This is a genomic window from Streptomyces sp. NPDC006309, from assembly GCF_040613095.1.
Taxonomy (GTDB): Bacteria; Actinomycetota; Actinomycetes; order Streptomycetales; family Streptomycetaceae; genus Streptomyces.
Genome location: NZ_JBEXRO010000007.1, coordinates 21637 through 45509, shown reverse-complemented (window position 1 = coordinate 45509; position 23873 = coordinate 21637). Strand labels below are relative to the sequence as shown.

Annotated in this window: 22 protein-coding genes; 6 read left to right on the top strand and 16 right to left on the bottom strand. The window is 72.1% G+C overall.

Annotation, left to right across the window (positions count from 1 at the left end; all coding sequences use genetic code 11):
• Positions 1–25: 25 nt before the first annotated feature.
• Entirely contained in the window at positions 26–2920 is a 2895-nt protein-coding gene (locus ABZ117_RS12370) for a UPF0182 family protein (RefSeq protein WP_356820222.1), read from the bottom strand.
• 163 nt (positions 2921–3083) lie between these two features.
• On the opposite strand from ABZ117_RS12370, the gene ABZ117_RS12365 reads away from it, so the two are divergent.
• Positions 3084–3626, top strand: a complete 543-nt coding sequence (locus tag ABZ117_RS12365; RefSeq protein WP_356819925.1) for a PPA1309 family protein — start codon at positions 3084–3086, stop codon at positions 3624–3626.
• 66 nt (positions 3627–3692) lie between these two features.
• On the opposite strand, the gene ABZ117_RS12360 is transcribed toward ABZ117_RS12365, so the two are convergent.
• The 4 genes from ABZ117_RS12360 to ABZ117_RS12345 form a co-directional block, all read right to left on the bottom strand.
• Positions 3693–4790 carry a PDZ domain-containing protein gene (locus ABZ117_RS12360; protein ID WP_356819923.1) on the bottom strand — a complete coding sequence of 366 codons (1098 nt, stop codon included), beginning with the start codon at positions 4788–4790 and terminating at the stop codon, positions 3693–3695.
• A 50-nt stretch (positions 4791–4840) separates the two neighbouring features.
• On the bottom strand, positions 4841–5014 hold the full coding sequence (locus tag ABZ117_RS12355; protein WP_356819922.1) for a hypothetical protein: 174 nt from the start codon (positions 5012–5014) through the stop codon (positions 4841–4843).
• Between the two features lie 147 nt (positions 5015–5161).
• Positions 5162–5623, bottom strand: coding sequence for a molybdenum cofactor biosynthesis protein MoaE (locus ABZ117_RS12350; RefSeq protein WP_356819920.1), 462 nt, complete (start codon positions 5621–5623; stop codon positions 5162–5164).
• Between the two features lie 834 nt (positions 5624–6457).
• Positions 6458–7570 carry an SDR family oxidoreductase gene (locus ABZ117_RS12345; RefSeq protein WP_356819918.1) on the bottom strand — a complete coding sequence of 371 codons (1113 nt, stop codon included), beginning with the start codon at positions 7568–7570 and terminating at the stop codon, positions 6458–6460.
• A 192-nt stretch (positions 7571–7762) separates the two neighbouring features.
• On the opposite strand from ABZ117_RS12345, the gene ABZ117_RS12340 reads away from it, so the two are divergent.
• Together ABZ117_RS12340 and ABZ117_RS12335 are read left to right on the top strand one after the other, a co-directional pair.
• Positions 7763–9232 carry a zinc-dependent metalloprotease gene (locus ABZ117_RS12340; protein ID WP_356819916.1) on the top strand — a complete coding sequence of 490 codons (1470 nt, stop codon included), beginning with the start codon at positions 7763–7765 and terminating at the stop codon, positions 9230–9232.
• Positions 9229–9750 carry an NUDIX hydrolase gene (locus ABZ117_RS12335; RefSeq protein WP_356819914.1) on the top strand — a complete coding sequence of 174 codons (522 nt, stop codon included), beginning with the start codon at positions 9229–9231 and terminating at the stop codon, positions 9748–9750. Before ABZ117_RS12340 ends, ABZ117_RS12335 begins: the two co-directional genes overlap by 4 nt.
• Positions 9751–9802: 52 nt before the next feature.
• Here the strand turns inward: ABZ117_RS12335 and ABZ117_RS12330 are convergent, their stop codons facing one another.
• The 4 genes from ABZ117_RS12330 to ABZ117_RS12315 all read right to left on the bottom strand — a co-directional run bounded on the left by ABZ117_RS12330 (position 9803) and on the right by ABZ117_RS12315 (position 13687).
• Positions 9803–10558 carry an AIM24 family protein gene (locus tag ABZ117_RS12330; protein ID WP_356819912.1) on the bottom strand — a complete coding sequence of 252 codons (756 nt, stop codon included), beginning with the start codon at positions 10556–10558 and terminating at the stop codon, positions 9803–9805.
• Between the two features lie 19 nt (positions 10559–10577).
• Positions 10578–11258 carry an AIM24 family protein gene (locus ABZ117_RS12325; protein ID WP_356819910.1) on the bottom strand — a complete coding sequence of 227 codons (681 nt, stop codon included), beginning with the start codon at positions 11256–11258 and terminating at the stop codon, positions 10578–10580.
• 11 nt (positions 11259–11269) lie between these two features.
• Positions 11270–12946, bottom strand: a complete 1677-nt coding sequence (locus tag ABZ117_RS12320) for a TerD family protein (RefSeq protein ID WP_356819909.1) — start codon at positions 12944–12946, stop codon at positions 11270–11272.
• A 135-nt stretch (positions 12947–13081) separates the two neighbouring features.
• Positions 13082–13687 carry a M48 family metallopeptidase gene (locus ABZ117_RS12315; RefSeq protein ID WP_356819907.1) on the bottom strand — a complete coding sequence of 202 codons (606 nt, stop codon included), beginning with the start codon at positions 13685–13687 and terminating at the stop codon, positions 13082–13084.
• A 322-nt stretch (positions 13688–14009) separates the two neighbouring features.
• Here ABZ117_RS12315 and ABZ117_RS12310 point away from each other — a divergent pair, with 322 nt between their 5' ends.
• Both ABZ117_RS12310 and ABZ117_RS12305 read left to right on the top strand, forming a co-directional pair.
• Positions 14010–15224, top strand: a complete 1215-nt coding sequence (locus ABZ117_RS12310) for a TOMM precursor leader peptide-binding protein (protein ID WP_356819905.1) — start codon at positions 14010–14012, stop codon at positions 15222–15224.
• Positions 15217–16587, top strand: coding sequence for an AarF/ABC1/UbiB kinase family protein (locus ABZ117_RS12305; protein ID WP_356819903.1), 1371 nt, complete (start codon positions 15217–15219; stop codon positions 16585–16587). The genes ABZ117_RS12310 and ABZ117_RS12305 overlap by 8 nt, the downstream gene beginning before the upstream one ends.
• Before the next feature lie 149 nt (positions 16588–16736).
• Here ABZ117_RS12305 and ABZ117_RS12300 read toward each other — a convergent pair whose 3' ends face one another.
• The 5 genes from ABZ117_RS12300 to ABZ117_RS12280 all read right to left on the bottom strand — a co-directional run bounded on the left by ABZ117_RS12300 (position 16737) and on the right by ABZ117_RS12280 (position 20722).
• Positions 16737–16949 (bottom strand): hypothetical protein, encoded by a 213-nt coding sequence (locus ABZ117_RS12300; protein WP_356819902.1) that lies wholly within the window; start codon positions 16947–16949, stop codon positions 16737–16739.
• 138 nt (positions 16950–17087) lie between these two features.
• A complete protein-coding gene (locus ABZ117_RS12295) occupies positions 17088–17411 on the bottom strand; it encodes a hypothetical protein (protein WP_356819900.1) in 324 nt (107 codons plus the stop codon).
• Entirely contained in the window at positions 17408–17776 is a 369-nt protein-coding gene (locus ABZ117_RS12290; RefSeq protein WP_250403421.1) for a WhiB family transcriptional regulator, read from the bottom strand. Before ABZ117_RS12290 ends, ABZ117_RS12295 begins: the two co-directional genes overlap by 4 nt.
• Before the next feature lie 173 nt (positions 17777–17949).
• Positions 17950–18273: a hypothetical protein gene (locus tag ABZ117_RS12285; protein ID WP_356819898.1), complete on the bottom strand. Its 324-nt coding sequence runs from the start codon at positions 18271–18273 to the stop codon at positions 17950–17952.
• Positions 18274–18439: 166 nt separating this feature from the next.
• On the bottom strand, positions 18440–20722 hold the full coding sequence (locus tag ABZ117_RS12280; RefSeq protein WP_356819896.1) for an ATP-dependent DNA helicase UvrD2: 2283 nt from the start codon (positions 20720–20722) through the stop codon (positions 18440–18442).
• A 282-nt stretch (positions 20723–21004) separates the two neighbouring features.
• Here ABZ117_RS12280 and ABZ117_RS12275 point away from each other — a divergent pair, with 282 nt between their 5' ends.
• Positions 21005–21247, top strand: a complete 243-nt coding sequence (locus ABZ117_RS12275; protein WP_356819894.1) for a mycoredoxin — start codon at positions 21005–21007, stop codon at positions 21245–21247.
• A 97-nt stretch (positions 21248–21344) separates the two neighbouring features.
• Here ABZ117_RS12275 and nudC read toward each other — a convergent pair whose 3' ends face one another.
• Together nudC and ABZ117_RS12265 are read right to left on the bottom strand one after the other, a co-directional pair.
• The gene (gene nudC / locus ABZ117_RS12270) at positions 21345–22289 is read right to left on the bottom strand and encodes an NAD(+) diphosphatase (RefSeq protein ID WP_356819892.1); all 945 of its coding nucleotides are present in this window, start codon (positions 22287–22289) and stop codon (positions 21345–21347) included.
• Positions 22290–22446: 157 nt separating this feature from the next.
• Entirely contained in the window at positions 22447–23850 is a 1404-nt protein-coding gene (locus ABZ117_RS12265; RefSeq protein ID WP_356819890.1) for a dipeptidase, read from the bottom strand.
• Positions 23851–23873: the final 23 nt, after the last annotated feature.

Genomic DNA, 23873 nt, shown 5'->3' with positions numbered 1-23873 from the left:
GTACCACGGCGCGGGGGGTGCCTGATCAGCCGCCGTTCTTCCGGCCGGTCCCGCCGGCCTTGGACTGGGCGTCCTCGGCCCGCTTCAGCGCGTCCTTCAGGTCCTTCTGCGCCGTGGCGTACGCGCCCCAGTCGGGGCCGTCCTTCAGCGCCCGCTGTCCGGCGTCGAAGGCCTTCTGGGCGTCCTGGAGCGCCTGCTTCACCGTCGGGTTGCCGGTGTCGGGCGGGTTGGTGGTGCCGGTGTCCGGTGGCCTGGTCGCCGAACTCTTCGTACCGAAGACCTTGTCGAGCGCCCCTTCGAGCGTGTTCTCGAACGCGGTCCTGCCCTCGTAGGTGACCAACACCTTGCGCAGCAGCGGGTACTTCAGCCCGCCACCGCGTACGTAGACGGGCTCCACGTAGAGCAGGCCGCCGTCCAGCGGCACGGTCAGCAGGTTGCCGTACTCGATGTCGGAGTCGCCGCCCTTGAGGAGTTTGATCGCGGCGGCGATGTCCTGCTCGGAGTTGAACTGACTCTGTACCTGTTTGGGGCCGTCGACGGTCGTACTGGTCGGCAGTTTCAGCAGTCTGATCTTGCCGTACTCGCTGCTGCCCGCCTCCGCGTCGACCGACATGAACGCACTGAGGTTGTACCGGCCGTTGGGCGTGAACGTCGTGGACAGCGAGAACGCCTGCCCGGTCTGGTCGGGCATCTTCATGCTCAGGTAGTACGGCGGCACCGCGTTGCCCGACTTGTTGGTCGGGTCGTCCGGCACCTGCCACACCTCGCTGCCGGTGAGGAAGGTCTGCGCGTCCGTCACGTGGTATCGGGTGAGCAGCTCGCGCTGGACCTTGAACAGGTCCTGCGGGTAGCGCAGATGGTCCAGCAGGTCCGGGGAGATGGCGTTCTTCGGCTTCACCGTGCCGGGGAAGGCCTTCATCCAGGTCTTCAGCACGGGGTCCTTGGTGTCCCACTCGTACAGCTTGACGTCGCCGGTGTACGCGTCGACGGTCGCCTTCACCGAGTTGCGGATGTAGTTGACCTGGTTCTGCTGGGCCACCACCGCGCGCGAGTTGTTCGTCGCCGTCAGCGAGTCGGCCGTGGTGTCACCGAGGGTCGTACGGGAGGCGTACGGGTAGCCGTTCGTGGTGGTGTACGCGTCGACGATCCACTGGATGCGGTGGTTGACGACCGCCGGGTAGGCATCGCCGTCGATGGTCAGCCAGGGGGCGACCGCCTCCACGCGCTCCTTGGGGGTGCGGTTGTACAGGATCCGCGAGCCCTTGCCGATCGCGCCCGAGTAGAGGATCTGCGGCTCGTTGAACGCCACCGCGTACGCCGCCCGGTTGACCGGGTTGTCGAGGCTGACGCCGCTGCCGCCCCGGTAACTGGTGGTCTTCTCACCGTTGTTGTCGGAGTAGTCGATCTCCTTCTGGGGACCGCCGACGATGGAGTAGGTGGTGGTCTTCTCGCCGTAGTAGACCCGCTGCTGGTACGCGCCGAGGTCGCCCCGGGACGGCAGGTCGTACTCGGTGAAGACCGGTTCGCCGTTCGGGTTCGCCTCGGTGCCCTTGGCGGCGACCACGCCGAAGCCGTGCGTGTAGCGGAAGTGGTCGTTGATCCAGTTGTTCTTCGGGATGCCGCTGAGGTTCAGCTCGCGCAGACCGAGGACGGTGTCTTGGTCCTTGCCGTTCTTGCCGTCCTTGGCGGGATACCGGTCGACGTCCAGGTTGGTCGGGAACCCGTAGTAGTTCTTCATCTGCTGGAGGACCTGGAACGTCGGCGAGACGATGTTCGGGTCCACGATGCGGATGCTGGCCGCGTTGTTGGCGTCGTCGCGCAGCTTGGTCCTGTCCTGCACGGTGGATTTGCCCGGGTACTCGGTGACCTGGGTGTCGTCGATGTCGTAGGCCTGGCGGGTCGCCTTCAGGTTCTTCTGGACGTACGGCGCCTCCTTGGCCTGCTCGTTCGGCTGGACCTGGAACTTCTGCACGATCGCCGGGTACAGCCCGCCGATCAGGATCGCCGACAGGACCATCAGGCCGAAGCCGATGACCGGCAGCTGCCAGGTGCGCCGCCACAGGGTGGCGAAGAACAGCAGCGCGCAGATGACGGCGATGCAGAACAGGATCGTCTTCGCCGGCAGGTAGGCGTTGGCGTCGACGTAGCGCAGGCCCGTCCAGTTGTCCGTCGCCTTGAAGTCGCTGGACTTGACGGCGAGGCCGTACCGGTCGAGCCAGTAGGCGACCGCCTTCAGCGCCACGAAGATGCCGAGCAGCACCGACAGGTGCCCGGTCGCGGCGGCGGTGGCCCGCGCGCCGGGGCTGGTGACCCGCAGCCCGCCGTACAGGTAGTGGGTCAGCGCGGCGGCGATCAGGCACAGGACGGCCGCGGCGAAGCCGAAGCCCAGCAGGAAGCGGAACCAGGGCAGGTCGAAGGCGTAGAAGGAGACGTCGAGGTGGAACTGCGGGTCCTTCTGGTGGAAGGGCACGCCGTTGACCCACATCAGCCAGGTCCGCCACTGGCCCGCCGCCGACGCGCCGGCGATCAGCCCGACGAGTGCGGTGACCGCGAGCAGCAGCCACTTCTTGTACGGCGCGATGCCCATCCGGTAGCGGTCCAGGCTCTGCTGCTCCATGGACATGGCGCTCAGCGGGGGCCGCAGCCGGTGCGCGAGCCAGATGTTGACCCCGACCGCGACCGCCATCAGCAGGCCGAAGACGAAGAACAGCCCGATCTTGGTCCACAGGGTGGTGGTGAACACGGACGAGTAGTGCACCGACCGGTACCACAGCCAGTCCGTCCAGAAGCCCGCGAACATGGTGAACGCCATGCCGAGGACGGCAAGGACGCCCAGGGTCATGAGCAGGGTCCGGACACGCCGGGACGGGCGGCCCGCTCTCATCCGCGGTCCCGTCGGGCCTCCGCCGCGGTCCGGCATCTGGAAAGCCAAGGTGCGCACCTCGAAGTCGCTGTCGATCCGTCAGGCCCCCGTGTTCGCGGGCCCGCCGTGGCCCCCCGTGATCGTGGGCCCACACCTATGCAACTTACTCACGGTTTACTCGGTTCCCGATTCCGGTCGGGAACGAGGCAGGATTGTGACCATGTCCAACACTCCCATGGCAGCGAGCCCGCTCACCCGGGCCGTACTCGAGATCGACGAGTACGCCTCCGGCCTCGGCTGGGACCAGCCCGCCCGCCTCTTCGCCCTCGTCGACACCGCACGGCTGCGGGTTCAGGAACCCTCGCTCGCGGCCCAGCTGGGCCTCCAGGACGAGCCCGAGACCACCGGTCTCACCCCGATCGAGCAGGACGAGATCCCGTCCGGCAAGCCGCTGGACGAGTTCCTCGGCACCATCGCCTGGCCCGACGCCGTCGTCGGCTGCGCGCTCACGGTGGAGCGCCTGATGCTGCCGCCGTCCGCAGAGGCCCAGGTTCCGTCCGGCCTGGACGAGGCGGGGCTGACCAGGTGGGTGGCCCAGCACCCGGAGCGCCAGGAGGTGCGGATGACGGTGGCGGTGCTGCGCGACGGCAGCCGCGAGTCGGCGCTCCGGCTGCGCGAGAAGGACACCCCGACGGAGGTCCTCACCGGCCCCGCCCTGGTGCCGGGCCTGGCGGAGGCCCTGGCGGCGACGTTCGCGGACTGACGTCCCGTACGGCGAGGGGGGCACCCGTGTGCTCACGGGGTGCCCCCTTGCGCGTACCGGGCCGGCTCAGCCCTTGGCGGTGCACGTGGGCAGCGCGGCGGTGTGCTTGCCGCGGATGTCCTTCAGCGCCTCCAGCGCGTCCCCGATCGTTCTGACCTTGACCAGGGTGAGCCCGCTCGGGGTGTCCTTGGCGGCTGCCGCGCAGTTGTCTGCGGGCGTCAGGAAGTACCGCGCGCCCCTGCTGCGCGCGCCGACGGTCTTCATCTCGACGCCGCCGATCGGGCCGACCGTGCCGTTGTCGTCGATGGTGCCGGTGCCGGCGACGAACGTGCCGCCGGTGAGGCTGCCCGGGGTGAGCTTGTCGTAGATCCCGAGGGCGAACATCAGGCCGGCGCTCGGGCCGCCCACGTCGGCGAGCTTGATGTCGATGGTGAACGGGAAGGTGTGGTCGGTCCCGGCGGAGATCCCGACGATGGCACGCTTGGCCCGGCCGTCGGCGGACGTCGCGGTCGTGAGGGTGACGTCCCGCGTCCCGCTCGCCGTCCTGTGCGCCTTCTCCGCGGCGGCCTGCTCCTTGGCCGGGACGACGGTGAAGACGACGTCCTGACCGGGCTTGTGCTTGGTCACGAGCTTGGCGACGTCGGCCGGCTGCTTCACCTTCGTGCCGTCGACGGCCTTGATCACGTCACCGGCGTGCAGCCTGCCCTGCGCCGGGGAGTCCTTGACGACGGTGGAGACGATCACCCAGGACCTCACCGGGATGCCCAGCTTCTTCAGGGCGGCCACCTTGGCGCTCTCCTGGGACTGGCTGAACTCCTCGGCGTTCTCCTGGGTCGACTGCTCCTCCGTCTTGCCGTCCGGGTAGAGCGTGTCGTGCGGGACGATCTTGCTGTCGCGCGACAGCCAGCCGTGGACGGCCTCCACCAGGTTCATCCGGAAGTCGGCGCTGGTGACCCGGACGGTGGTCATGTTCAGGTGACCGTCCGTCGGATAGGTCGTGTGCCCGGCGATCTGTAGCACCGGCTCGCCGTCGTGCTCTCCGAGCGTGTTCACGGTCGGGCCGGGGGACATCTCCGCGTACGGCACGGGGATGAGCACTCCCGCGCACAGGAGCGCGATCAGCATCAGGGTGGAGGCGAGCATCGTCGCGGTGCGGCGTGGCATGTCACGACAGTACGGGACAGCTCTGTCAGCGCACTGTCAGGGCACCCCCGTCAGGCTTCGCCCGCGCCCGTGTGGGACCGCTCCATCGCCTCGCGGAACCGGGCGTATCCGTCCAGCTCAGGCCCGTCACTGCGCGCCTTGCGCGTCCGATTGGCCCAACTGCCCCACAGGCCGCCGCCGACCGCGGCCACCAGCGGGATCAGCAGCCAGACAAGCACCGCCATGCCGACCTCCGTACCCATGAGCGTCCGCAACTGACTGATCAGCAGATTAACCGTCCGCAGGGACAACGCTCACGCCAGGGTGCCGGTTACGCAACCGGACGGGCCGGACGTGACGGCGATCGGGGGAACGCCGCCGCCGAACGGGGGTCAGCAGGCGCCGACCCACTCCTCGGTGCCGTCCGAGAAACTCTGGTGCTTCCAGATCGGCACCTCGTGCTTGAGGTCGTCGATCAGTTGCCGGCAGGCGTCGAAGGCCTCCGCGCGGTGCGGGCAGGCCACGGCGACGACGACGGCGAGGTCCCCGACCCTGAGGTCGCCCACCCGGTGGACGGCGGCCAGCGCCCGCACGGGGTGGCCGGCGACGACCTTCTCGGCGATCCGCCGCATCTCGGCCTCGGCGCTGGGATGGCACGAGTAGCCGAGGGCGTCCACGTCGGCGCCCCCGTCGTGGTTGCGCACGGTGCCCACGAACAGCGCGATGCCCCCGGCCGCGTCGTCCCCGACGGCCCGGAACACCTCGTCCACACAGAGCGCGGTCTCCCGGATGCCGATCAGCCTGATGGGGTCCGGGGCGGCCTGCTCACCGGGGTGGTCGTTCGTGTGCGCCATGGCCCCATCGTGCCGCACCCGCCCGGCATCGGGGAATACGAGGTTCACCCGTCACACGCGCGTGCCACCTTGGATGCTCCTACAGCCACGCCGCGGCATGGCTGTAGGGCGCGTCCGGGTTCGGGTCCGGGTCCGGGTCCGGGTTCGGGTCCGGGTCCGGGTCCGGGTCCGGGTCCGGGTCCGAGAGACGGCAGCAGCCCGGCACGGGCCAGCGGCCAGGGGGTGGCAGCCGGGCCGGCAGGGGTGAGACCCCGGAAGACAGCAGCCCGGGCCCGCAGGGGCGAGACCCCGGAAGACAGCAGCCCGGCCCACACCGGCCGAGCCCAGGAGACGAGTGCCGGCCGGACAGCAACCGGGTCCGGTCAGCGGCAGCGGCAGCCGGGCGGGCAGGACGGGGCCCAGGAGGCGAGTGCGGGCGGGCCCGCGGGGCTCACGGGGCGGAGCCCGGCGGCGGGGGTCCCCAGGGCCGGGCCCCGGGGCTCACACCCGGCGCCGGGCCTTCCGGGCCCGCCGTACGACAACAGCCACCGCGGTCGGCACAGGGTCGGGCCCAGGAGGCGAGTGCGGGGGCGCACGCGGAGCTCACGGGGCGCGGAGCCCGTCGACCGGTGCCCTGGGGCTCACACCCGGCGCCGGAGTCCGCCGTACGACAACAGCCGCCGCGGCCGGCACCGGCCGGGCCCGGAACACGGCAAGCGGCCGGCACCGGCCTGCCCCAGGACTCGGGCGCCAAGCGCCCACGCGGGGCTCACGGGGCGGAGCCCGTCGGCCGGAGTCCCAGGTCAGGCGCCCCGGGGCTCAGGCCCGCCCCCGGGGCTCAGGCCCCCCCGGGGCTCACACCCGGCGCCGGGCCTTCCGGGCACGCCGTACGACAGCCGCCGCGCCGAGCAGGGCCACCGTCGCCCCCGCGGCGCCCGCCGCCGTCGCGTCCTTGCGTCCCAGCCGCCGTCCGGCCACCGTGTGCCGCCCGGACACCTCCTCCAGGAGCTGCGCGAGCACCTCCTCGTTGGTCCACTTCGGGCGCCACCCGGCGTCGTGCAGCCGGCTCCCGCTGACCACCCAGGGGTACATCGTGTAGGCCAGGTCCCCCGCCGGGGACGGGGTGAGCCCGATCCGGTGCAGCCGGGCCGCCGCGCCGAGCGCGACCGCCGACGGCAGCTCCATCCGCCGGATCCCGCTCAGCTCCTCGACCTCCTCCTGCTCCAGCCACCCGTCGCAGCCGACGGCCAGCTCCCCGTCGACCTTCTCCAGGACGGCGTACTCCAGAGCACTGCACAGGTCCTCGACATGGCAGAACTGCCACGCGGGCCGCGACCCGGCGACGACGAGCAGCCGTGGCGACTCGAAGTACCTGGTCAGCGCGGTGTCGGTCCCGCCGACGAGGACGGCCGGCCGTACCACGGTGACGTTCAGTCCCGGGTGCGCGCGCGGAGCCCGCCGGGCCAGCCGTTCGATCTCCAGCAGGTCCCCGACCCCGGTCGCCTCCGCGGTGGCCCGCAGCTCGGCGTCCTCCGACAGCGGCAGCTCGTTGTCCGGCAGCGCGCCGTAGACCATCGCCGAGGTGCACAGCACCACCCGGTGCACCCCGGCCGCCGCGGCGGCGGTCAGGACGGTCTGCGTCCCCCGGACGTTGTAAGCCGTGCGCGCCGCCGAATCGGTCTCCAGATCGATGTCGAGCGCGAGGTGGACGACCACGTCGGCGCCCCGCAGCTTGTCCGCGATCGCGGGGTCGCGCACGTCGAGGATGTGCCACTGCGCGTCGGCGCACTCACCGCGCCGCTCGTCGATGGCGAGGACCTGTCTGACCTCCCCGGACGCGGCGAGCCGCTCGGTGAGCAGGGCGCCGACCCCGTCGGCGGCGCCGGTCACCGCGACGACGGGCCCGCGCGCGGCGGGAGGGGTTGAGGGGTTTCGCGCTGCGCGAACCTGCGGATCTGGGGAACTCACCGGGCGTCTCCAGCGGTTGTCTTCAGTACGGGCGCGACTGACGCGTACGTACCAGGTGCATCCATCCTGCCGCAGGCCTTCCGTGGGCCAAGCACCGAGGCCCGATCGGGTCCGGGTGTCTACGCTGGGTGGTGTTGTCGGGCAGCCGCGCCGCCGGAGCGAAACCGGTGGCCTTACCAGCCGAGGAATCCTGTGAGTGACACCCCATTCGGTTTCGGCCTTCCGCCGGAGGAGCCGGAGGACGGCGACGAGGGCAAGAAGAAGGACCAGCAGAGCGGTGGTGGGCAGGGACCGGGCAGTCCGTTCGGTTTCGGCGACCTGCCCGGAGCCGGGGGCTTCGGCGGCCCGGGCGCCGACAATCCGCTCGCGGCCATGTTCGGTTCCCTGAACCCCACCGACCTGGGCGCGGCCTTCCAGCAGCTGGGCCAGATGCTCTCGTACGAGGGCGGTCCGGTGAACTGGGACATGGCCAAGCAGATCGCCCGCCAGACGGTCTCCCAGGGCACGCCGGACGGCACGAAGGACGCCAGCATCGGCCCGGCCGAGCGCCGGGCGGTCGAGGAGGCCGTCCGCCTGGCCGACCTGTGGCTGGACGACGCCACGTCCCTGCCGTCGGGTTCCGCCTCGGCGGTGGCCTGGTCGCGCGCGGAGTGGGTCGAGGCGACCCTGCCCGCCTGGAAGGAGCTGGTGGACCCGGTCGCCGAGCGCGTCGGCGCGGCCATGGGCGACGTCCTGCCGGAGGAGATGCAGGCCATGGCGGGCCCGCTGATCGGCATGATGCGCTCGATGGGCGGCGCCATGTTCGGCACGCAGATCGGGCAGGCCGTCGGCGTGCTCGCGGGCGAGGTCGTCGGTTCGACCGACATCGGCCTGCCGCTGGGCCCGTCCGGGCGGGCCGCCCTGCTCCCGGCGAACGTGGAGGCGTTCGGCAAGGATTTGGGCGTGCCGCAGGAGGAGGTACGGCTGTACCTGGCTCTGCGGGAGGCCGCCCACCAGCGTCTCTTCGCGCACGTGCCGTGGCTGCGTTCGCACCTGTTCGGCGCGGTCGACGGCTACGCGCGCGGCATCAAGGTCGACACGGCGAAGCTGGAGGACGTGGTCGGCCAGTTCGACCCGCAGAACCCCGAGCAGTTGCAGGACGCGCTCCAGCAGGGCATGTTCCAGCCCGAGGACACGCCCGAGCAGAAGGCCGCGCTGGCCCGTCTGGAGACCGCGCTGGCGCTCGTGGAGGGCTGGGTGGACGCGGTGGTCCACGCGGCCGCGAAACCGCGTCTGTCGTCCGCCGACGCCCTGCGCGAGACGCTGCGCCGCCGCCGTGCCACCGGTGGGCCGGCGGAGCAGACGTTCGCGACGCTGATCGGCCTGGAGCTGCGCCCGCGCCGGCTGCGGGACGCCTCGCGCCTGTGGGCCTCGCTCACGGACGCCCGCGGGGTCGACGGCCGGGACGGCCTGTGGGCCCACCCGGACATGCTGCCGACCGCGACCGACCTGGACGACCCGGACGGGTTCGTGCACCGCGAGCAGCTGGACTTCTCCGAGCTGGACAAAATGCTCGGCGAGGCCGCGCACGGCTCGGCGGGCGGCCCCGACCTGCGCAAGAAGGACGGCGACGCGAAGGCCGACGGCAAGGACGACGAGGGCAAGGGCGACGACGCCGAGTGAGCCTGTACGACGACGCGGTCCTCGTCCTGAAGGGGTACGAGGGCCAGCCCGAGCTGCGCCAGGCCTACCTGGACCACCTGGCGGCGCATCCGGACGGCATGTGGAAGGCCTGCCACGCGGGCCACATCACGGCCAGCGCCCTGGTGGTCGACCCCCAGCACGACCGGGTGCTGCTCACCCTGCACCGCAAACTGCGGATGTGGCTCCAGATGGGCGGCCACTGCGAACCGGGTGACGCCACGCTGCGGGAGGCGGCCCTGCGGGAGGCGGCCGAGGAGTCCGGCATCGCCGGGCTGACGCCGCTGCCCGGCGGCCCGGTGCGCCTGGACCGGCATCCGATCCCCGCGCCGTGCCACTGGCACTTCGACGTCCAGTACGCGGTGCTGGCCCCGCCCGGCGCGGTGCACGAGATCAGCGACGAGTCGCTCGACCTGCGCTGGTACGCCTACGACGAGGTGGCGGGCGTGGCGGACGAGTCGGTCGTGCGCCTGCTGGACGCCGTCCGCGCCAGGCTCTGACGGCGGTGCGGGGGTGACCGCCGTGACGGTCACCCCCCGCGCCCGCCGTGACTCAGCTCCAGACGTTCCCCTGGTTCTGGCCGCGCGCCCCCTGCTGCCCCATGCCGAACTGCGCGGCGAGGCCCTGTCCGATCTGGGCGTTCTGCGGCGGCAGCAGCTCGCTGGGCTGGACGAGCGCGAACCCGGACCCCATGAAGCTCAGCTCCCAGCCCTCACCCGTGCTGCCGCGCCGGCGCCACACCCCGGAGGAGTGCGTCTGGGCCTGCATCTGCACGCGCAGCCCGGTCGACCAGGCCACGATCGCGTCGGCGTCACAGTTGACGTACGTGTCGGGTGTGACCCGCATCAGCAGCGGCGCCCCCGACGTCATCAGGGCCACCTTGCCGCGCCCGGTGATGTTGAGCTGGTACTTCCCGGAGCCGGAGATGCCGTAGAGGCTGTCGACGGCGATGACCTCGTGGTGCAGCGAGGAGTCCATGGCGAGGACGTAGGAGCTGTCGACGGTCAGTCCGTCCTGGTCCACGTCCATGATGTGCACGTGCTGGGCGAGGTTGGCCAGGTAGACGGTGCCCTGCCCGTGGCAGCGCATCAGGTCCAGGCCCTCGCCGGTGTAGGCACGCGCGCGTGCCTGGCCGTTGGCGCGGTACTCGGCGTCGAACTCGACCAGGCCCTGGTAGGCGACCATGGTCCCCTTGCGGGCGAGGAGGTCGTCGTGACCCTCCAGGGTGATGCGGAGCATCTGGGTGTTCTGGAGGCTCCAGCGTTCCCGCGTCTGGGAATCGTTGTGCGCGAAAAGCGGACTCTGCATGGCGTTCTCTGACTCCCCCTCAGCCCCGGAACCGAAGCCGGTCGGTGCTGTCCTCGCTGGGCTGGACGACGACGATGCCCTGGCCGGAGAAGGCCATCTGATAGGCCTCACCGCTGCCCCGGCCGATCAGCGACTGCGCCTTGAAGCTGCGCTTGCCCTTCACCTTCAGGTTCGGTGACCAGGCGACGAGCGCGTCCGGGTCGACGTACGTCTCGTCCTCGCCGCCACCGCAGTCGACGACGACCGGCTTGCCCCGGGAGGTCAGCGCGACCCAGCCCTGCCCGGAGATCCTGGTGTTCCACAGGCCCTGTCCGGCGAACTTGGCGAGCCCCTTCACGCGCTCGACACCCCAGGTGAGGTGCGCGTCGAAGGCGAGGAGGTTGGTGGCGTTGACGGAGATGCCGTCGCCGTCGAGGTTGATCACGACCACGTCGGCGCCGTAGTCGGCGAGATAGAGCAGGCCGTCACCGGAGCACTTCATCAGCGGCGCGCCCTCGCCGGTGACCCAGTCGCGGGCGATCTGGCGGACGGCCGGCGGGTTGGGCTCGTACTGGACGAAGCCCTCGTAGGCGACCATCGACCCCACGCGCGCGAGGAGGTCGTTCCCGGTCTGGAGGGCGACCTTCAGCATGTGACTGCCGTGGTTCTCCATGCGGGCGGTGACGGGTGCGGGGGCGAAGCCCGCGAGCGGCTGGTTCATGACGGGCTCCCTCAGACCTCGTACGGCTGGACGACGATGAAGTTGCCGGGCGCGCCCCGGAACTGGAGGTTGACGCTCTCGCCGGTGTCACCCGGGTAGGCGTTGCGGCGCATCCGGACCTGGCTGGAGACGATCACCTGGGAGGCGGCCGACCAGGCCACGACGGCGTTGCAGTCGGCGAAGGTGGTCGGCGTGACCGGCAGCACCACGGGCGTGCCGTGTGTCTTGACGACGATCGTGCCGGTGCCCTGGAACTGCATCGTGAAGAGCGCACCGCCCGGGATGCCGTGACCCTCGACGCGGCGGACCTCGTACTGGAGGCTCTCGTCGAAGGCGAGGACGTTCTCGGCCGACACGCAGATGGCGTCGCCCTGTAGTTCGACGGGGTGCAGATGGGTGGCGTTGTCGGCGAGGAACACCTGGCCCTGGCCGGTGCAGCGCATCAGCTGCATCTCCTGGCCGGTGGCGTTGCCGACGATCCGCCCGGCGAAACCGGCGCCCTTGTAGCTGAAGTCGACCTTGCCCTGGTAGAGCACCATGCTGCCCTGCCGGGCCAGCACGGGCTGGCCGCCGATGCCGAGGTCGACGCGGATCAGCTTCTTGTTCTGCTGCGTCCAGCGTTGCCCGGTCGGCGTCTCCTTGAAGGCCTGGAGCGCGGCCGTCACCCCCGCGCCGCCCTGGGGCGCGCCCTGCGGCACTTGGTAGGGGGCGGCCTGCTGGCCGGGGACCTGGCCGTAGCCGGGCGGCTGGGGCGGGGCCGGCCGGCCGCCGTAGCCCGGGGGCAGCGGCGCGCCGGGCCCGCCGCCGTACGACGGCTGCTGGGGCGGCCGGCCGTAGGGCGCGGGGGCCGGCGGCGGCACGGTGCCGGCCGTGGGCGGGGTCATCGGGGCGATGACCGTCGGCGCGCCGTGCATGGTCGGGGCGGGGGGCGGGGTGTGGCCGGGCGGCGGGGCGAAACCCTGCGGGGCGGGTGCCGGGGCGGCCCCGAAGACCGGTGCGGGCGCCTGGGCGGGGGCGGGGGCACCGAACGCGGGCGGGGCCGTGGCCTGGGCGGGGGCGGGGGCGCCGAACGCGGGCGGGGCCGTGGCCTGGGCGGGCGGCGCGAAGCCGGGGGTCGCGCCGGGCTGCGGCTGCTGCGGGGCGGCGGGGGTCTCCACCTCCTCCGCCACCTCGCCGCCGAAGTTCTTCAGCAGCGCCTCCAGACCGCCGTCGAAACCCTGCCCGACGGCGGCGAAGCGCCATCCGTCCTTGAAGTAGAAGTCACCGAGCATCACGGCCCGCTCGGTGGAGAACTCCGCGCCGCTGAAGGAGTACCGCGCGACCTCCTCGCCGCCCGCCACGATCCGCAGATAACCGGGCGCGACCTGCGACATCTGCCCGGCACCGTCGATGGTCGCGGTGAAGGACAGCCTCCGGATGTGCGCGGGGACACGGTCGAGCGTGATCCGGAACGACTCCGTGTCGCCCGCCTGGGCGCCCAGCAGCTGGACGGACTCCTCCGGGGACTTCGGCTGGTTGAAGAAGACGAAGTACCGGTCGTCCGTAAGACGCTCGTCGGCGTCCAGGCCGAAGCAGCTGATGTCGAAGGTCAGTCCGGGGGCGGAGATCTGCACGCCTACGTACAGATCCGTGCCCGCCGTGAGGTCACTGATCCTGGCCTTGTGGCCGCGTTGGAAGTCCCTGGCCATGCGTTACGACCGTCCCCCATCCCGAATGTGAGTGCGTCGCGCCAGGCTAACGGCAAAGACCGACAACGGCTCCGGGCGGCCGTCGTCGGTACGAACCCGGTACACAACCGCGCCCGCCCGCTCGCACGCCCGGGCTCAGGCCTCCCGCTCGTCCCGCGCGCCGGGCACGTGCGGCAGCCGCCCGGCGGCGACCACCCCTTCCAGGTAGCCGCGGGCCCGCTCGGTGCGCGGATAGGCCTCCAGCAGCCGCCAGAAGTCGGGCCCGTGACCGGGGACCAGCAGGTGCGCCAGCTCGTGGCAGAGCACGTAGTCGACGACGTAGTCGGGCATCCCCTGCAAGCGGTGCGAGAGCCGGATGCTGCCCTCGGCCGGGGTGCACGAGCCCCAGCGCGTGTTCTGGTTGGTGACCCAGCGCACGGAGGCCGGCCGGGCGCGGCCGGCGAAGTACTGGGCCGACAGCCGCTCCGCGCGCTCGCCCAGCTCGGCGTCGCCCAGCACGCGCCTGCTCTCCTGAGCAGCGAGTTTGTCCAGCATGACACTCACCCAGCGCTGCTCCTCCGCCTTGGACATCCGGGCGGGGATCAGCACGATGGTGCGATCGCCCTCGCGGTACGCGGAGACGGTCCGGCGGCGCCGGGCACTTCTGCGGACCTCGATCGCGCTCGCCCCCGAGCCACCGGGCGGCGGGCTCGTCGTGCTGCGCGGTGGCGTTCCGGCGCTGTGCAGGGGGTCGGCGGACACGCCCCGACGTTACCCGGTACGCGGGGGCAAAGTCCCGGCTCCGGGACCGTTCCCTGCCGATCCCCCACCATGTGTTTGATTCGTACGACCGGTCCGCCGGTCCGGCCCGCCCCGGACCGGCCGACTGCCGAAGGTCCGGCATGTCCCCGTCCCACCGGCATGCTCCTGATTCGTACGACGAACTCCCCAGCCTGTGGACAACCGTCGGCGCCCGGCGCCCGGGGCCGGGCATGCTGGCAGACCTCGGCGGAGCGCGACCGGCTCCGCCGGCAGGACGGACGTCCCGGAGGCCCGGGGTGTCACAACGGGAACGGGGGCCGGCATGCATCCGGTGATGAAGCCCGCGCTGCGGCGCGGCTGGCGTGATCTCAACACGGTGCAGTTCGGGATGACCCCGGCGCACGCGCTGACGCTGGGCCCGGTGGCCACGGCGACGGGCAGCTTCCTGGAACTGCTCGACGGCACCCGGGGCCTGCCCCTGCTGCGCGAGGAGGGCCGCCGCATGGACGTGCCGGACGGCCATGTCGACGCTCTGGTGGAGCGGCTGACCCGCGCGGGCCTCGTCGACGACGCGCGCGGCGGCGGGCCGGACGCGGACGCCCTGCGGGAGAGGACGGACGTCCTGGAGCGCCTGCGGCCCGACCTCGCCTCGTTGTCGCTGACCACACCCGAACCGGGCGGCGCGATGGCCCGTCTCGCCGCCCGGCGGGCCCGGCGGGTGCAGGTGCGGGGCGCCGGCCGGGTCGGCGCGCTACTGGCGTCGGTGCTGTCGGGTGCCGGCGTCGGCGAGGTCGACGTACGGGACGTGGGACGCGTGGAGCCGTGGGACGTGGCGCCGGGCGGGCTGCCCGCCGAGGCGCTCGGCACCCGCCGGGACGCGGCGGCGCGCGCTGCCGTCCGCCGCGCGGCACCGGACCGTCCACCGCGCCGCGCCCCCTCCCCCGGGCCCGGCGCCGAGGAGCCCGGTCTCTCCCTGGTGATCCTCGCGCCCCGGGACGACGTCGCCGTGCACGCACCGGACCCGTTCACCGCCGAACCCCTCATGGACTCCGGCACCCCTCATCTGTACGCCGGTGTCGTGGAGGGCACGGGCGTCGTCGGCCCGCTCGTGCTGCCCGGCGAGTCGGGCTGCGCCCGCTGTCTGCACGAGGACCGCACGGACCGGGACCCGGTCTGGCCCCGGCTCATCGCCCAGTGGCGCTCCGGCAGGGCCCGCCGGATCGGGGCCTGCGACCTGGCCCTGGCCACGACCGTCGCCGGTCTCGCCGCGGCACACGCCCTGGCCTTCCTCGACGGGGAGTCGCCGTCCAGCGCGGGAGCCCGCTGGGAGGTCTCCGTACCCGGCCTGAACTGGCACGCCCGGCCGGTCCGGCCGCATCCGGCATGCGGTTGCGGAGCCGCGGAGAGGGCAAAAAGGGAGGACTCATCAACCATGGAGGCGCCACGCGCGACAATGGCGGTGCAACGGCCGTCGACGGAGCGCCGACGCGTGGCAGGCGCGGCGCGGCCGACTGGGACCTGGAGGGCGCATGTCTGATCTTCCCCGCAAGGCGGTCACCCGGACCGCCAAGCTCGCCGCGCTCCCGCTCGGCTTCGCCGGCCGGGCGACCTGGGGGCTGGGCAAGCGGATCGTGGGCGAGTCCGCGGAGATCGTCGGCCGTGAACTGCAACAGCGGACGGCGGACCAGCTCTTCAAGGTCCTCGGCGAGCTGAAGGGCGGCGCCATGAAGTTCGGGCAGGCCATGTCCGTCTTCGAGTCGGCGCTGCCCGAGGAGATCGCCGGCCCCTACCGCGCGGCCCTCACCAAGCTCCAGGAGGCCGCGCCGCCGATGCCGATCCGCACGGTGCACGCGGTGCTCCAGGAGCGGCTGGGCCCGGACTGGCGCGACCTGTTCGAGGAGTTCGAGGACAAGCCGGCCGCCGCGGCCTCCATCGGGCAGGTGCACCGGGCGGTGTGGCACGACGGCCGCGAGGTCGCGGTCAAGGTGCAGTACCCCGGCGCCGGCGAGGCTCTGCTGTCCGACCTGGGGCAACTGAGCCGCTTCGCCCGGCTGCTGGGCCCACTCATCCCGGGCATGGACATCAAACCGCTGATCGCGGAGCTGCGGGACCGCGTCTCCGAGGAACTGGACTACGGGCTGGAGGCCCAGGCCCAGACCGCGCACGCCGAGGAGTTCGCGGACGACCCGGACGTGGTGGTCCCGGCGGTCGTGCACCAGTGCGAGCAGGTCCTGGTGACCGAGTGGATCGACGGCATCCCGCTGTCGGAGATCATCACGGACGGCACCCCGGAGCAGCGCGACCGGGCCGGCCAGCTCCTGGCCCGCTTCCTGTTCTCCGGTCCGGCCCGCACCGGCCTGCTGCACGCCGACCCGCACCCCGGCAACTTCCGGCTGCTGCCCGGCGGCCCCGCCGGTGAGGACGACTGGCGCCTCGGGGTCCTGGACTTCGGCACGGTCGACCGGCTCTCCGGCGGTCTGCCGCTGCCGATCGGCGTCTCGTTGCGGTTCACGCTGGACGGCGACGCCGAGTCGGTCTACGAACTCCTGCGCTCGGAAGGGTTCGTGAAGGAGACCATAGAGCTGGACCCCGACGCCGTCCTCGACTACCTGCTGCCGATCATCGAACCGGCCCGGGTCGATGCGTTCACCTTCACCCGCTCGTGGATGCGCAGCCAGGCCGCGCGCATCGCCGACCCGCGCTCCCCGGCCTACCAGCTCGGCAAGCAGCTCAACCTGCCGCCGGCGTATCTGCTGATACACCGGGTGACGCTCAGCACGATCGGCGTGCTGTGCCAGCTGGGCGCCACGGTCCGGCTGCGGCAGGAGCTGGAGGAGTGGCTTCCGGGCTTCGTGGCCGACGACCCGGCCGGGGAGGAGAAGCCGGCAGCGGGTGCGTGAGCCCGGACCTCACCGGCCCGGCACGAACGGTCCCGCCCCCCTGACCCCGCGCTGACGCCTCGCGGCACGGGCCTGAGCCTGGGGCGACGGGTGTGGTCGGTCTCGTCGGCGCCGGCACGCTCGCTCCCGTACGGCTCCCGCACGCCCGGTCACCACCAGGCCGAGTCCAGCCGCCCCTCGATGGCCCGCAGGTTCTCGCGGGAGCAGGCGTCGCAGAAGTACTGCCGGTCGCCGTTCTCCACGGAGCAGGTCCAGGTGGCCGGCTGCGGGCCGTCGGACGGGACGCCGCAGCGGGCGCACACGAGGATGGCGCGCTCCGCGATGGAGCCACCCTGATCACTTGCTCCGGGAAGACTCGTCACCCGGCGACGATAACCCCGCGCCCGGGGGCACGCCGTGCGGAGCGCACCGCGGGGGCCGGTCCGTTCGGCCGGACCGGCCCCCGCGGGAAGGTTTCGCCTCCCCGGTCCGGGAGGCCACCGCTTGTGGAATTGTGGTCGTTACTGCATGACGGCCATGGCGAGCGCGCGGCGGGCGCGCATCGAGGCGCGCTCGGCCCGGCGCTGCATCCGCCGGGCGGTGGCCAGGCGCACGGCCCGGCGTTCTTGTGCGGCGTCATGGAGCCGCTCGTGCATATGCGCACGAGCCAGGGCTTCTTGCATGAGTTGCATCTCACGGTTCCTGTTCTGGCGCGCTTCGGTTGCGCCGGTGGTGGTGAAGTCTGGGGTCGCGGAGCCTGTGTGCTCGCTGGTGGACGGCTTCATCGGGGCCTGCTTCTTGGGGTCGTGCGTGAGGGGGCGGTCGATCGTTCCTGCGATGTTCATGCTGTGACCGGGTTCTTCCGCGGGCGGCCACGCGGCCGCTTCCGGGCGACGACGACACCCTGGACGAACAGCTCCCCACCCCAGACGCCCCAGGGCTCGCGCCGCTCCTTGGCGCCGGCGAGGCAGGCCTCCATCAGCGGGCAGGTGCGGCAGAGGGACTTGGCGTACTCGACGTCGGCCGGCGACTCGGCGAAGAAGACCTCCGGGTCGTAGGAACGGCAGGGAACGGGTACGCCGAGGTTCTCGATGGCGTCGTCGAGCGCGGTGAGCGCGGTGAGGGGGATCAAGGTGGAGTCCTCCGTGAGGCCGGGCGGGGGGATCGTGCGCGAAGGCGGTACGGACGGGGCGTGCGCTTCGAGTTGCACGGTGGGTTTTCCTCGTCTTGTCGGTCCGGCCTGTTGACCGGGTGTCGGCTGGGTACCGGGTTCTTCCTTGTCCCGAGGCCCCTTCGCTCCGTCCTCCCCGTTCGGGGCAAACAGAAGGGCCGCGGATCCCGGATGGGGTTCCGCGGCCCTGAAGGCGCCGGCCTGATCGATGATCAGGCTGGATCACTCCAGGGTTCTGGCCCACGGAAGGCCCACATCAGGTGGTACTGCTTCGTCTGCTTCCGGAATCCGGCACCGGCCGCCGCAAAGGCATAGGCATGCGCCTGTGCCGTTACCGCTTCCAGTGCCTTGGTCGGTCGCTCATTGCGCTCACGGACGGGAAGCCCGGTGAGGGCAGAGGAGGACGCCGGGCGCGCGGCACGGATGCCGGACAGACCGGTGCCCTGGTTCGAGGCGCCGAGCATGCACGTGGAGACGGTCGAGCGATCGGTCAGTTTGGCCGCGCTGACGGTGGTGCTGATGTTGATGCTGATCACTGGACTCGCCTCCTCTCGGCGTCTCTGGGACTGGGGTGAAACCCAGCCCGTTCGGGTGTGCAAGTACAACACGGAACCAGTGCCTTCGAGAAGGCCGCTGCTTCCGTGCCTAGAACCTATGGGGATTGCCGGGGCATGTGCAAACTATTTTTCCGACGAGTTCTCATCACTCGCCCAGTCCACCTTCGCCGGGCTCCTGGCCTGCGCAGATGGCCAAAACATCGGCCCCGTAGCTGCGCAGCTTGCGGCTGAGGACGCCGGGGATGCGGGACAGCTCGGCGGAGCTCTTCGGGCATGCCTCGGCGATGGCCATCAGGGTCCGGTCGGTGAAGACGCAGAAGTCCGGCTGACCACTGCGCCCGGCCTGGACGGCACGCCACTCCCGCAGCCGCTGGTAGAGCCCTTCGTCCATGTCCGAGGGGCAGTCCTCGCAGCGCATCAGCTTCATCTCGCCCGCGTCGGTGAGTGTCCGGCCGCAGACCCGGCAGCGCGCGGGGGTGCGCTGGGCGCGGCGCCGGACCGGGGCGGCGCCGCCCACGGCCCCACGCTCGACGCCACCGCCCGCACCGGTGCCGGCGGGGCCGACGGTGGGAGTGGTGCCGGGGCGCAGTCCGTCGAGGAAGCGGCTCGGTCTGCGATGGGGGCGTCCACCGGGTGAGCGGGACAGCGACCAGGAGACGTGGAGCCGCTCCCGCGCGCGGGTGACGCCGACGTAGAGGAGGCGGCGTTCCTCCTCGATCTGCTCGTCGGTCCTGGCGTAGGTGATGGGGAGCATGCCCTCGGCGACGCCGACCAGGAAGACGACGTCCCACTCCAGGCCCTTGGCGGCGTGCAGGGAGGCGAGGGTGACGCCCTGGACGGTGGGGGCGTGCTGGGCGTTCGCCCGCTCGTCCAGTTCCGTGACGAAGTCGGCGAGGGCGGCGCCCGGTCTGGCGGCGGCGAGGTCGTGGGCGAGGCCGACCAGGGCGGCCAGGGATTCCCAGCGTTCCCTGACGGCGCCGGAGCCGGCCGGGGGTTCGCTGGTCCAGCCCTCGCCGGAGAGGACGGCGCGCACCTGGGAGGGCAGGTCCACGACGTCGTCGAGGAGGGAGTCGTTGCCGCCGAAGCGGGCCGCGCCGCGCAGGGCGATGCCGGCCTTGCGCACCTCGGGCCGGTCGAAGAAACGCTCGGCGCCGCGCAACTGGTAAGGGACGCCGGCGTCGGCGAGAGCCTGCTCGTAGGTCTCGGACTGGGAGTTCGTGCGGAACAGGACGGCGATCTCGGCGGCCGGGACGCCCGCGTCGATCAGCTCGCGGATACGGCGGGCGGCACCCTCGGCCTCGGCGGGCTCGTCCGTGTACTCGGTGTGGACGGGCTCGGGTCCCGGGGGGCGCTGGGAGACGAGTTCCAGCCGGTGGTCGGCGGCGCGACCACGGGCCTGGGCGAGCAGGCCGTTGGCGAGACGGACCACCTGGGGCGTGGAGCGGTAGTCACGGACCAGTTTCACGACGGTGGCACCGGGGTGCCGGGCGCGGAAGTCGAGGAGGTGGTCGGGCGTTGCACCCGTGAACGAGTAGATCGTCTGGCTGGCGTCGCCGACGACGCACAGGTTGTCGCGGTCGCCGAGCCACAGATCCAGCAGCCGCTGCTGGAGGGGGCTGACGTCCTGGTACTCGTCCACGACGAAGTGCTGGTACTGGTCGCGGACCTGTTCGGCGATGTCGCGCCGGTCCTGGAGGACGGCGACCGTCAGCAGCAGGACGTCCTCGAAGTCGATCAGTGAGCGGTCGCGTTTGACGTCCTCGTAGGCCGCGTAGAGGTGGGCGATCTCGGCGGGGTCGCGGGGGGTCTCGCGGCCGGCCTTGGCAGCCGCGTACGGATAGTCGGCGGGAACGGTCTGGGTGACCTTCGACCATTCGATCTCGGCGGTCACGTCCCGCAGCTCGTTCCGGTCGAGCCGGGTGCCCAGGGCGGCGGCCGCGTCGGCGACGAGCTGGACCTTTCGGTCGACGAGCCGGGGCAGGGAGCCACCGATCGCTTTCGGCCAGAAGTACTGGAGCTGACGCAGGGCGGCGGAGTGGAAGGTGCGGGCCTGGACCCCCTGGGCGCCGAGCTGGCGCAGCCGTCCGCGCATCTCCCCGGCGGCGCGGTTGGTGAAGGTGACGGCGAGCACGCTGGACGGGGCCAGGATGCCGGCGCGCACCCCGTAGGCGATGCGGTGGGTGATCGCGCGGGTCTTGCCCGTGCCCGCTCCGGCCAGCACGCACACCGGACCGTGCAGGGCGGTGGCGACCTCGCGCTGCTCGGGGTCGAGCCCTTCGAGCACCGCGTCGGCCGAGTCCGGTACCTGCGGGATGAGGGTGGAGTGCGTTGCTGCTGTCACACCGCCATGCTGCCAGGTCGCCCGGGACGGCTGTGCCGGTTGTCCACAGGCGGGGGCACGCGGTCGTACTAATGCGGCACGCGTCATGAGAGGCGTCCCGGGGCGGTGGGCCTGGCAGTCGGCATGACCCGGGACACGGTGGGCTCCGCGGCCGGCGCGGCCGGGTGTGGCGGGCCTCACGACCGGTCGTGGACGCGCGACGGGCGGGGCGGCAGACGACGGAAGCGGCCCTTGGGTTCTGTGCCGGGGCCCACGGGTTCTGTTGCTTGTATCCGTGCGGAGGCGGGCGTACCCGGGCGGGAATGGGGGCCCGGGCCGGTGCGTTGTACGTCCGACGACGTTTTCCGAGCTGCCTGAGGAGCGCGAGACATGCAGGGCACTGTGACGATGTACAGCACGACGTGGTGCGGCTACTGCCGGCGGCTGAAGAGCCAGATGGACCGCGAAGGCATCGCGTACAGCGAGATCAACATCGAGCAGGACCCCGAGTCCGCCGCGTTCGTGGAGAAGGCGAACGGCGGTAACCAGACGGTTCCGACCGTGCTGTTCGCGGACGGCAGCACACTGACGAACCCGTCGCTGGCTCAGGTGAAGCAGAAGCTCGCCGCGTGACGTTCCGCGCGCCCGCGCGGTGACACGCCGGACAGGGCGGCCCCGATCACTCCGGGGCCGCCCTGTCCTGTGTCGTCCCGCACCGGGGTGGCGCGGCTCAGAAGAAACCGCGCGTCGGCAGGGGCTTGCCGTACCACAACTCGATCAGGCGGGCCGCGATGGAGATGCCGTAGGGCGGCAGCACCTCGCCGGACTCGAAGGCCGCGTGCAGCTCCTCGCGGGAGAACCAGCGCGCCTCGTGGATCTCGTCCCCGTCCACCTCGATCTCGGTGGACGTGGCTCGGGCCATGAAGCCGAGCATCAGGCTCGACGGGAACGGCCAGGGCTGGCTGGCGACGTACTCGACCGGACCGACGGTGATGCCGGCCTCCTCGGACACCTCGCGGCGCACCGCCTGCTCGATCGACTCTCCCGGCTCGACGAAGCCGGCGAGCGTGGAGAAGCGGCCCTCGGGCCAGTGGACCTGGCGGCCGAGCAGGATGCGGTCGTCCTCGTCGGTCACGGCCATGATCACGGCCGGGTCGGTGCGCGGGTAGTGCTCGGCACCGCAGGCCTGGCAGCGCCGGATGTGGCCGGCGGCGGCGATGACCGTGCGCTCACCGCAGCGGGAGCAGAAACGGTGGGTGCGCTGCCAGTTCTCCAGGCCGACCGCGTGCACCATGAGCCCGGCGTCCCGCGGCGACAGCAGCAGGCCGGCCTCGCGCAGGCCCGCGGGGCGCGCGGACTGGTCGATGCGGCCGGGCAGCGCGTCCTTCTGGAGGGCGAAGTAACTGACGCCCTCCTCGTCGATGCCCAGGAAGTAGCGGTGCGCCTCGGTGAGCGGCGCCTCGAAGGAGGGCGTCATGACGAGTTCGGTCCGGCCGTCCGGGGCTTCGTCGATGAGCACCTGGCCGCCGGAGACCACGAAACACCGGGTCGTGGGGTGGCTCCACGCCGCCGCGAGCCAGGCCTCGTCCAGCCGGTGGTGGGCGGCGCGGTCGATGCCGCTCGGGGCGGTCAGCGAGATGGGTCGGTCGGCTGTGTGGTCGGTCCAGGTGGTCACGGGTGGTTCCACTCCCCCAGAGCAGCGGTTCGTTCGGCGGGCGGTTCGGCGGGACGTAGGGCGGAGGGCACCGGGCCGGGCGTAGGCGGGGCAGGGCGGGCGGGCGGTTCTTCCAGTGTGCCCCGCGCGCGGTGCCCTGCCGTACGGCCCCGGCCGGTCAGGGTGCGGGGCGCCAGTTCTCGGCCAGGTCACCCCACAGGTAGGCGCTGGTCTCGACGCCTTTGAGGAGGAGGTCCAGCTCCACCTTCTCGTTGGGGGCGTGCCAGCCGTCGGAGGGGACGGAGATGCCCAGGAAGAGCACGGGGGCACCGAGGACTTCCTGGAGGTCGGCGGCGGGCCCGGAGCCGCCCTCGCGGGTGAAGCGGACCGGCTGCTGGAAGGCGCGGCCCATGGCGCGGGCCAGGGAGCGCAGCGCGGGGTGGTCGAGCGGGGTCAGGCACGGGCGCGTGGCCGAACCGAAGTCGATCTCGCACCGGACGCCGGCGGGCACCTGTTCGGCGGCCCAGTCCCGGACGGCCTTCTCGATGTGGCCGGGTTCCTGGCCGGCGACCAGCCGGAACGACAGCTTCACCATGGCCGTCGACGGGATGATCGTCTTGCTGCCGGGCCCCTGGTAGCCGCCGCCGATGCCGTTGACCTCCGCGGTCGGGCGGGCCCAGATGCGTTCCAGGGTGGTGTGACCGGCCTCGCCGTGGGCGGCGTGGGACCTGGCGGTGCGCAGCCAGCGCCCCTCGTCGAAGGGCAGCTCGGCGAAGAGCTCGCGCTCGCGGTCGGTCAGCTCCACCATGCCGTCGTAGAAGCCGGGTATCGCCACGCGCGCGTGCTCGTCGTGAAGGGCGGCGACCAGGCGGGCGGCGGCGGTGGCCGGGTTGGGCACGGCACCGCCGAAGGAGCCGGAGTGGATGTCCTGGTCGGGTCCGTACAGCCGGATCTCGCACTCGGCGAGGCCGCGCATGCCGGTGCAGACGGTCGGGGTGTCCTCGGACCACATGCCGGTGTCGGAGACGATCACGGCGTCGGCGGCGAGCCGCCCGGCCCGCTCCTCCACCAGGGCCCGGAAGTGCGGGGAGCCCGACTCCTCCTCACCTTCGACGAGCAGCTTGAGGTGGACGGCGGGGGCGGTGCGGCCGGTGGCGGCGAGGTGGGCGCGGACACCGAGTGTGTGGAAGAACACCTGGCCCTTGTCGTCGGCCGCCCCGCGCGCGTACAGGCGGTTTCCGCGGACGACCGGCTCGAAGGGGTCGCTGTCCCAGCCGTCCTCGCGGGCGGCGGGCTGCACGTCGTGGTGGCCGTAGACGAGGACCGTGGGTGCTTCCGGGTCGTCCGAGGGCCACTCGGCGAAGACGGCCGGGGCGCCCGGGGTCTGCCAGACCTCGACGGTCGGGAAGCCCGTCTCCACAAGTTTGCCGGCGAGCCAGTCGGCGCTGAGCCGTACGTCGGGCGCGTGATCGGGCTGGGCCGACACGGAGGGGATGCGCAGCCATGCGGTGAGGTCGTCGAGGAAGGCGGCGCGCTGCTGCTCGATGTACGCGCGGACGGCGCTGTCCGGGGTCTGGCTCATGCTCACGAGCCTATCCGCCCGCA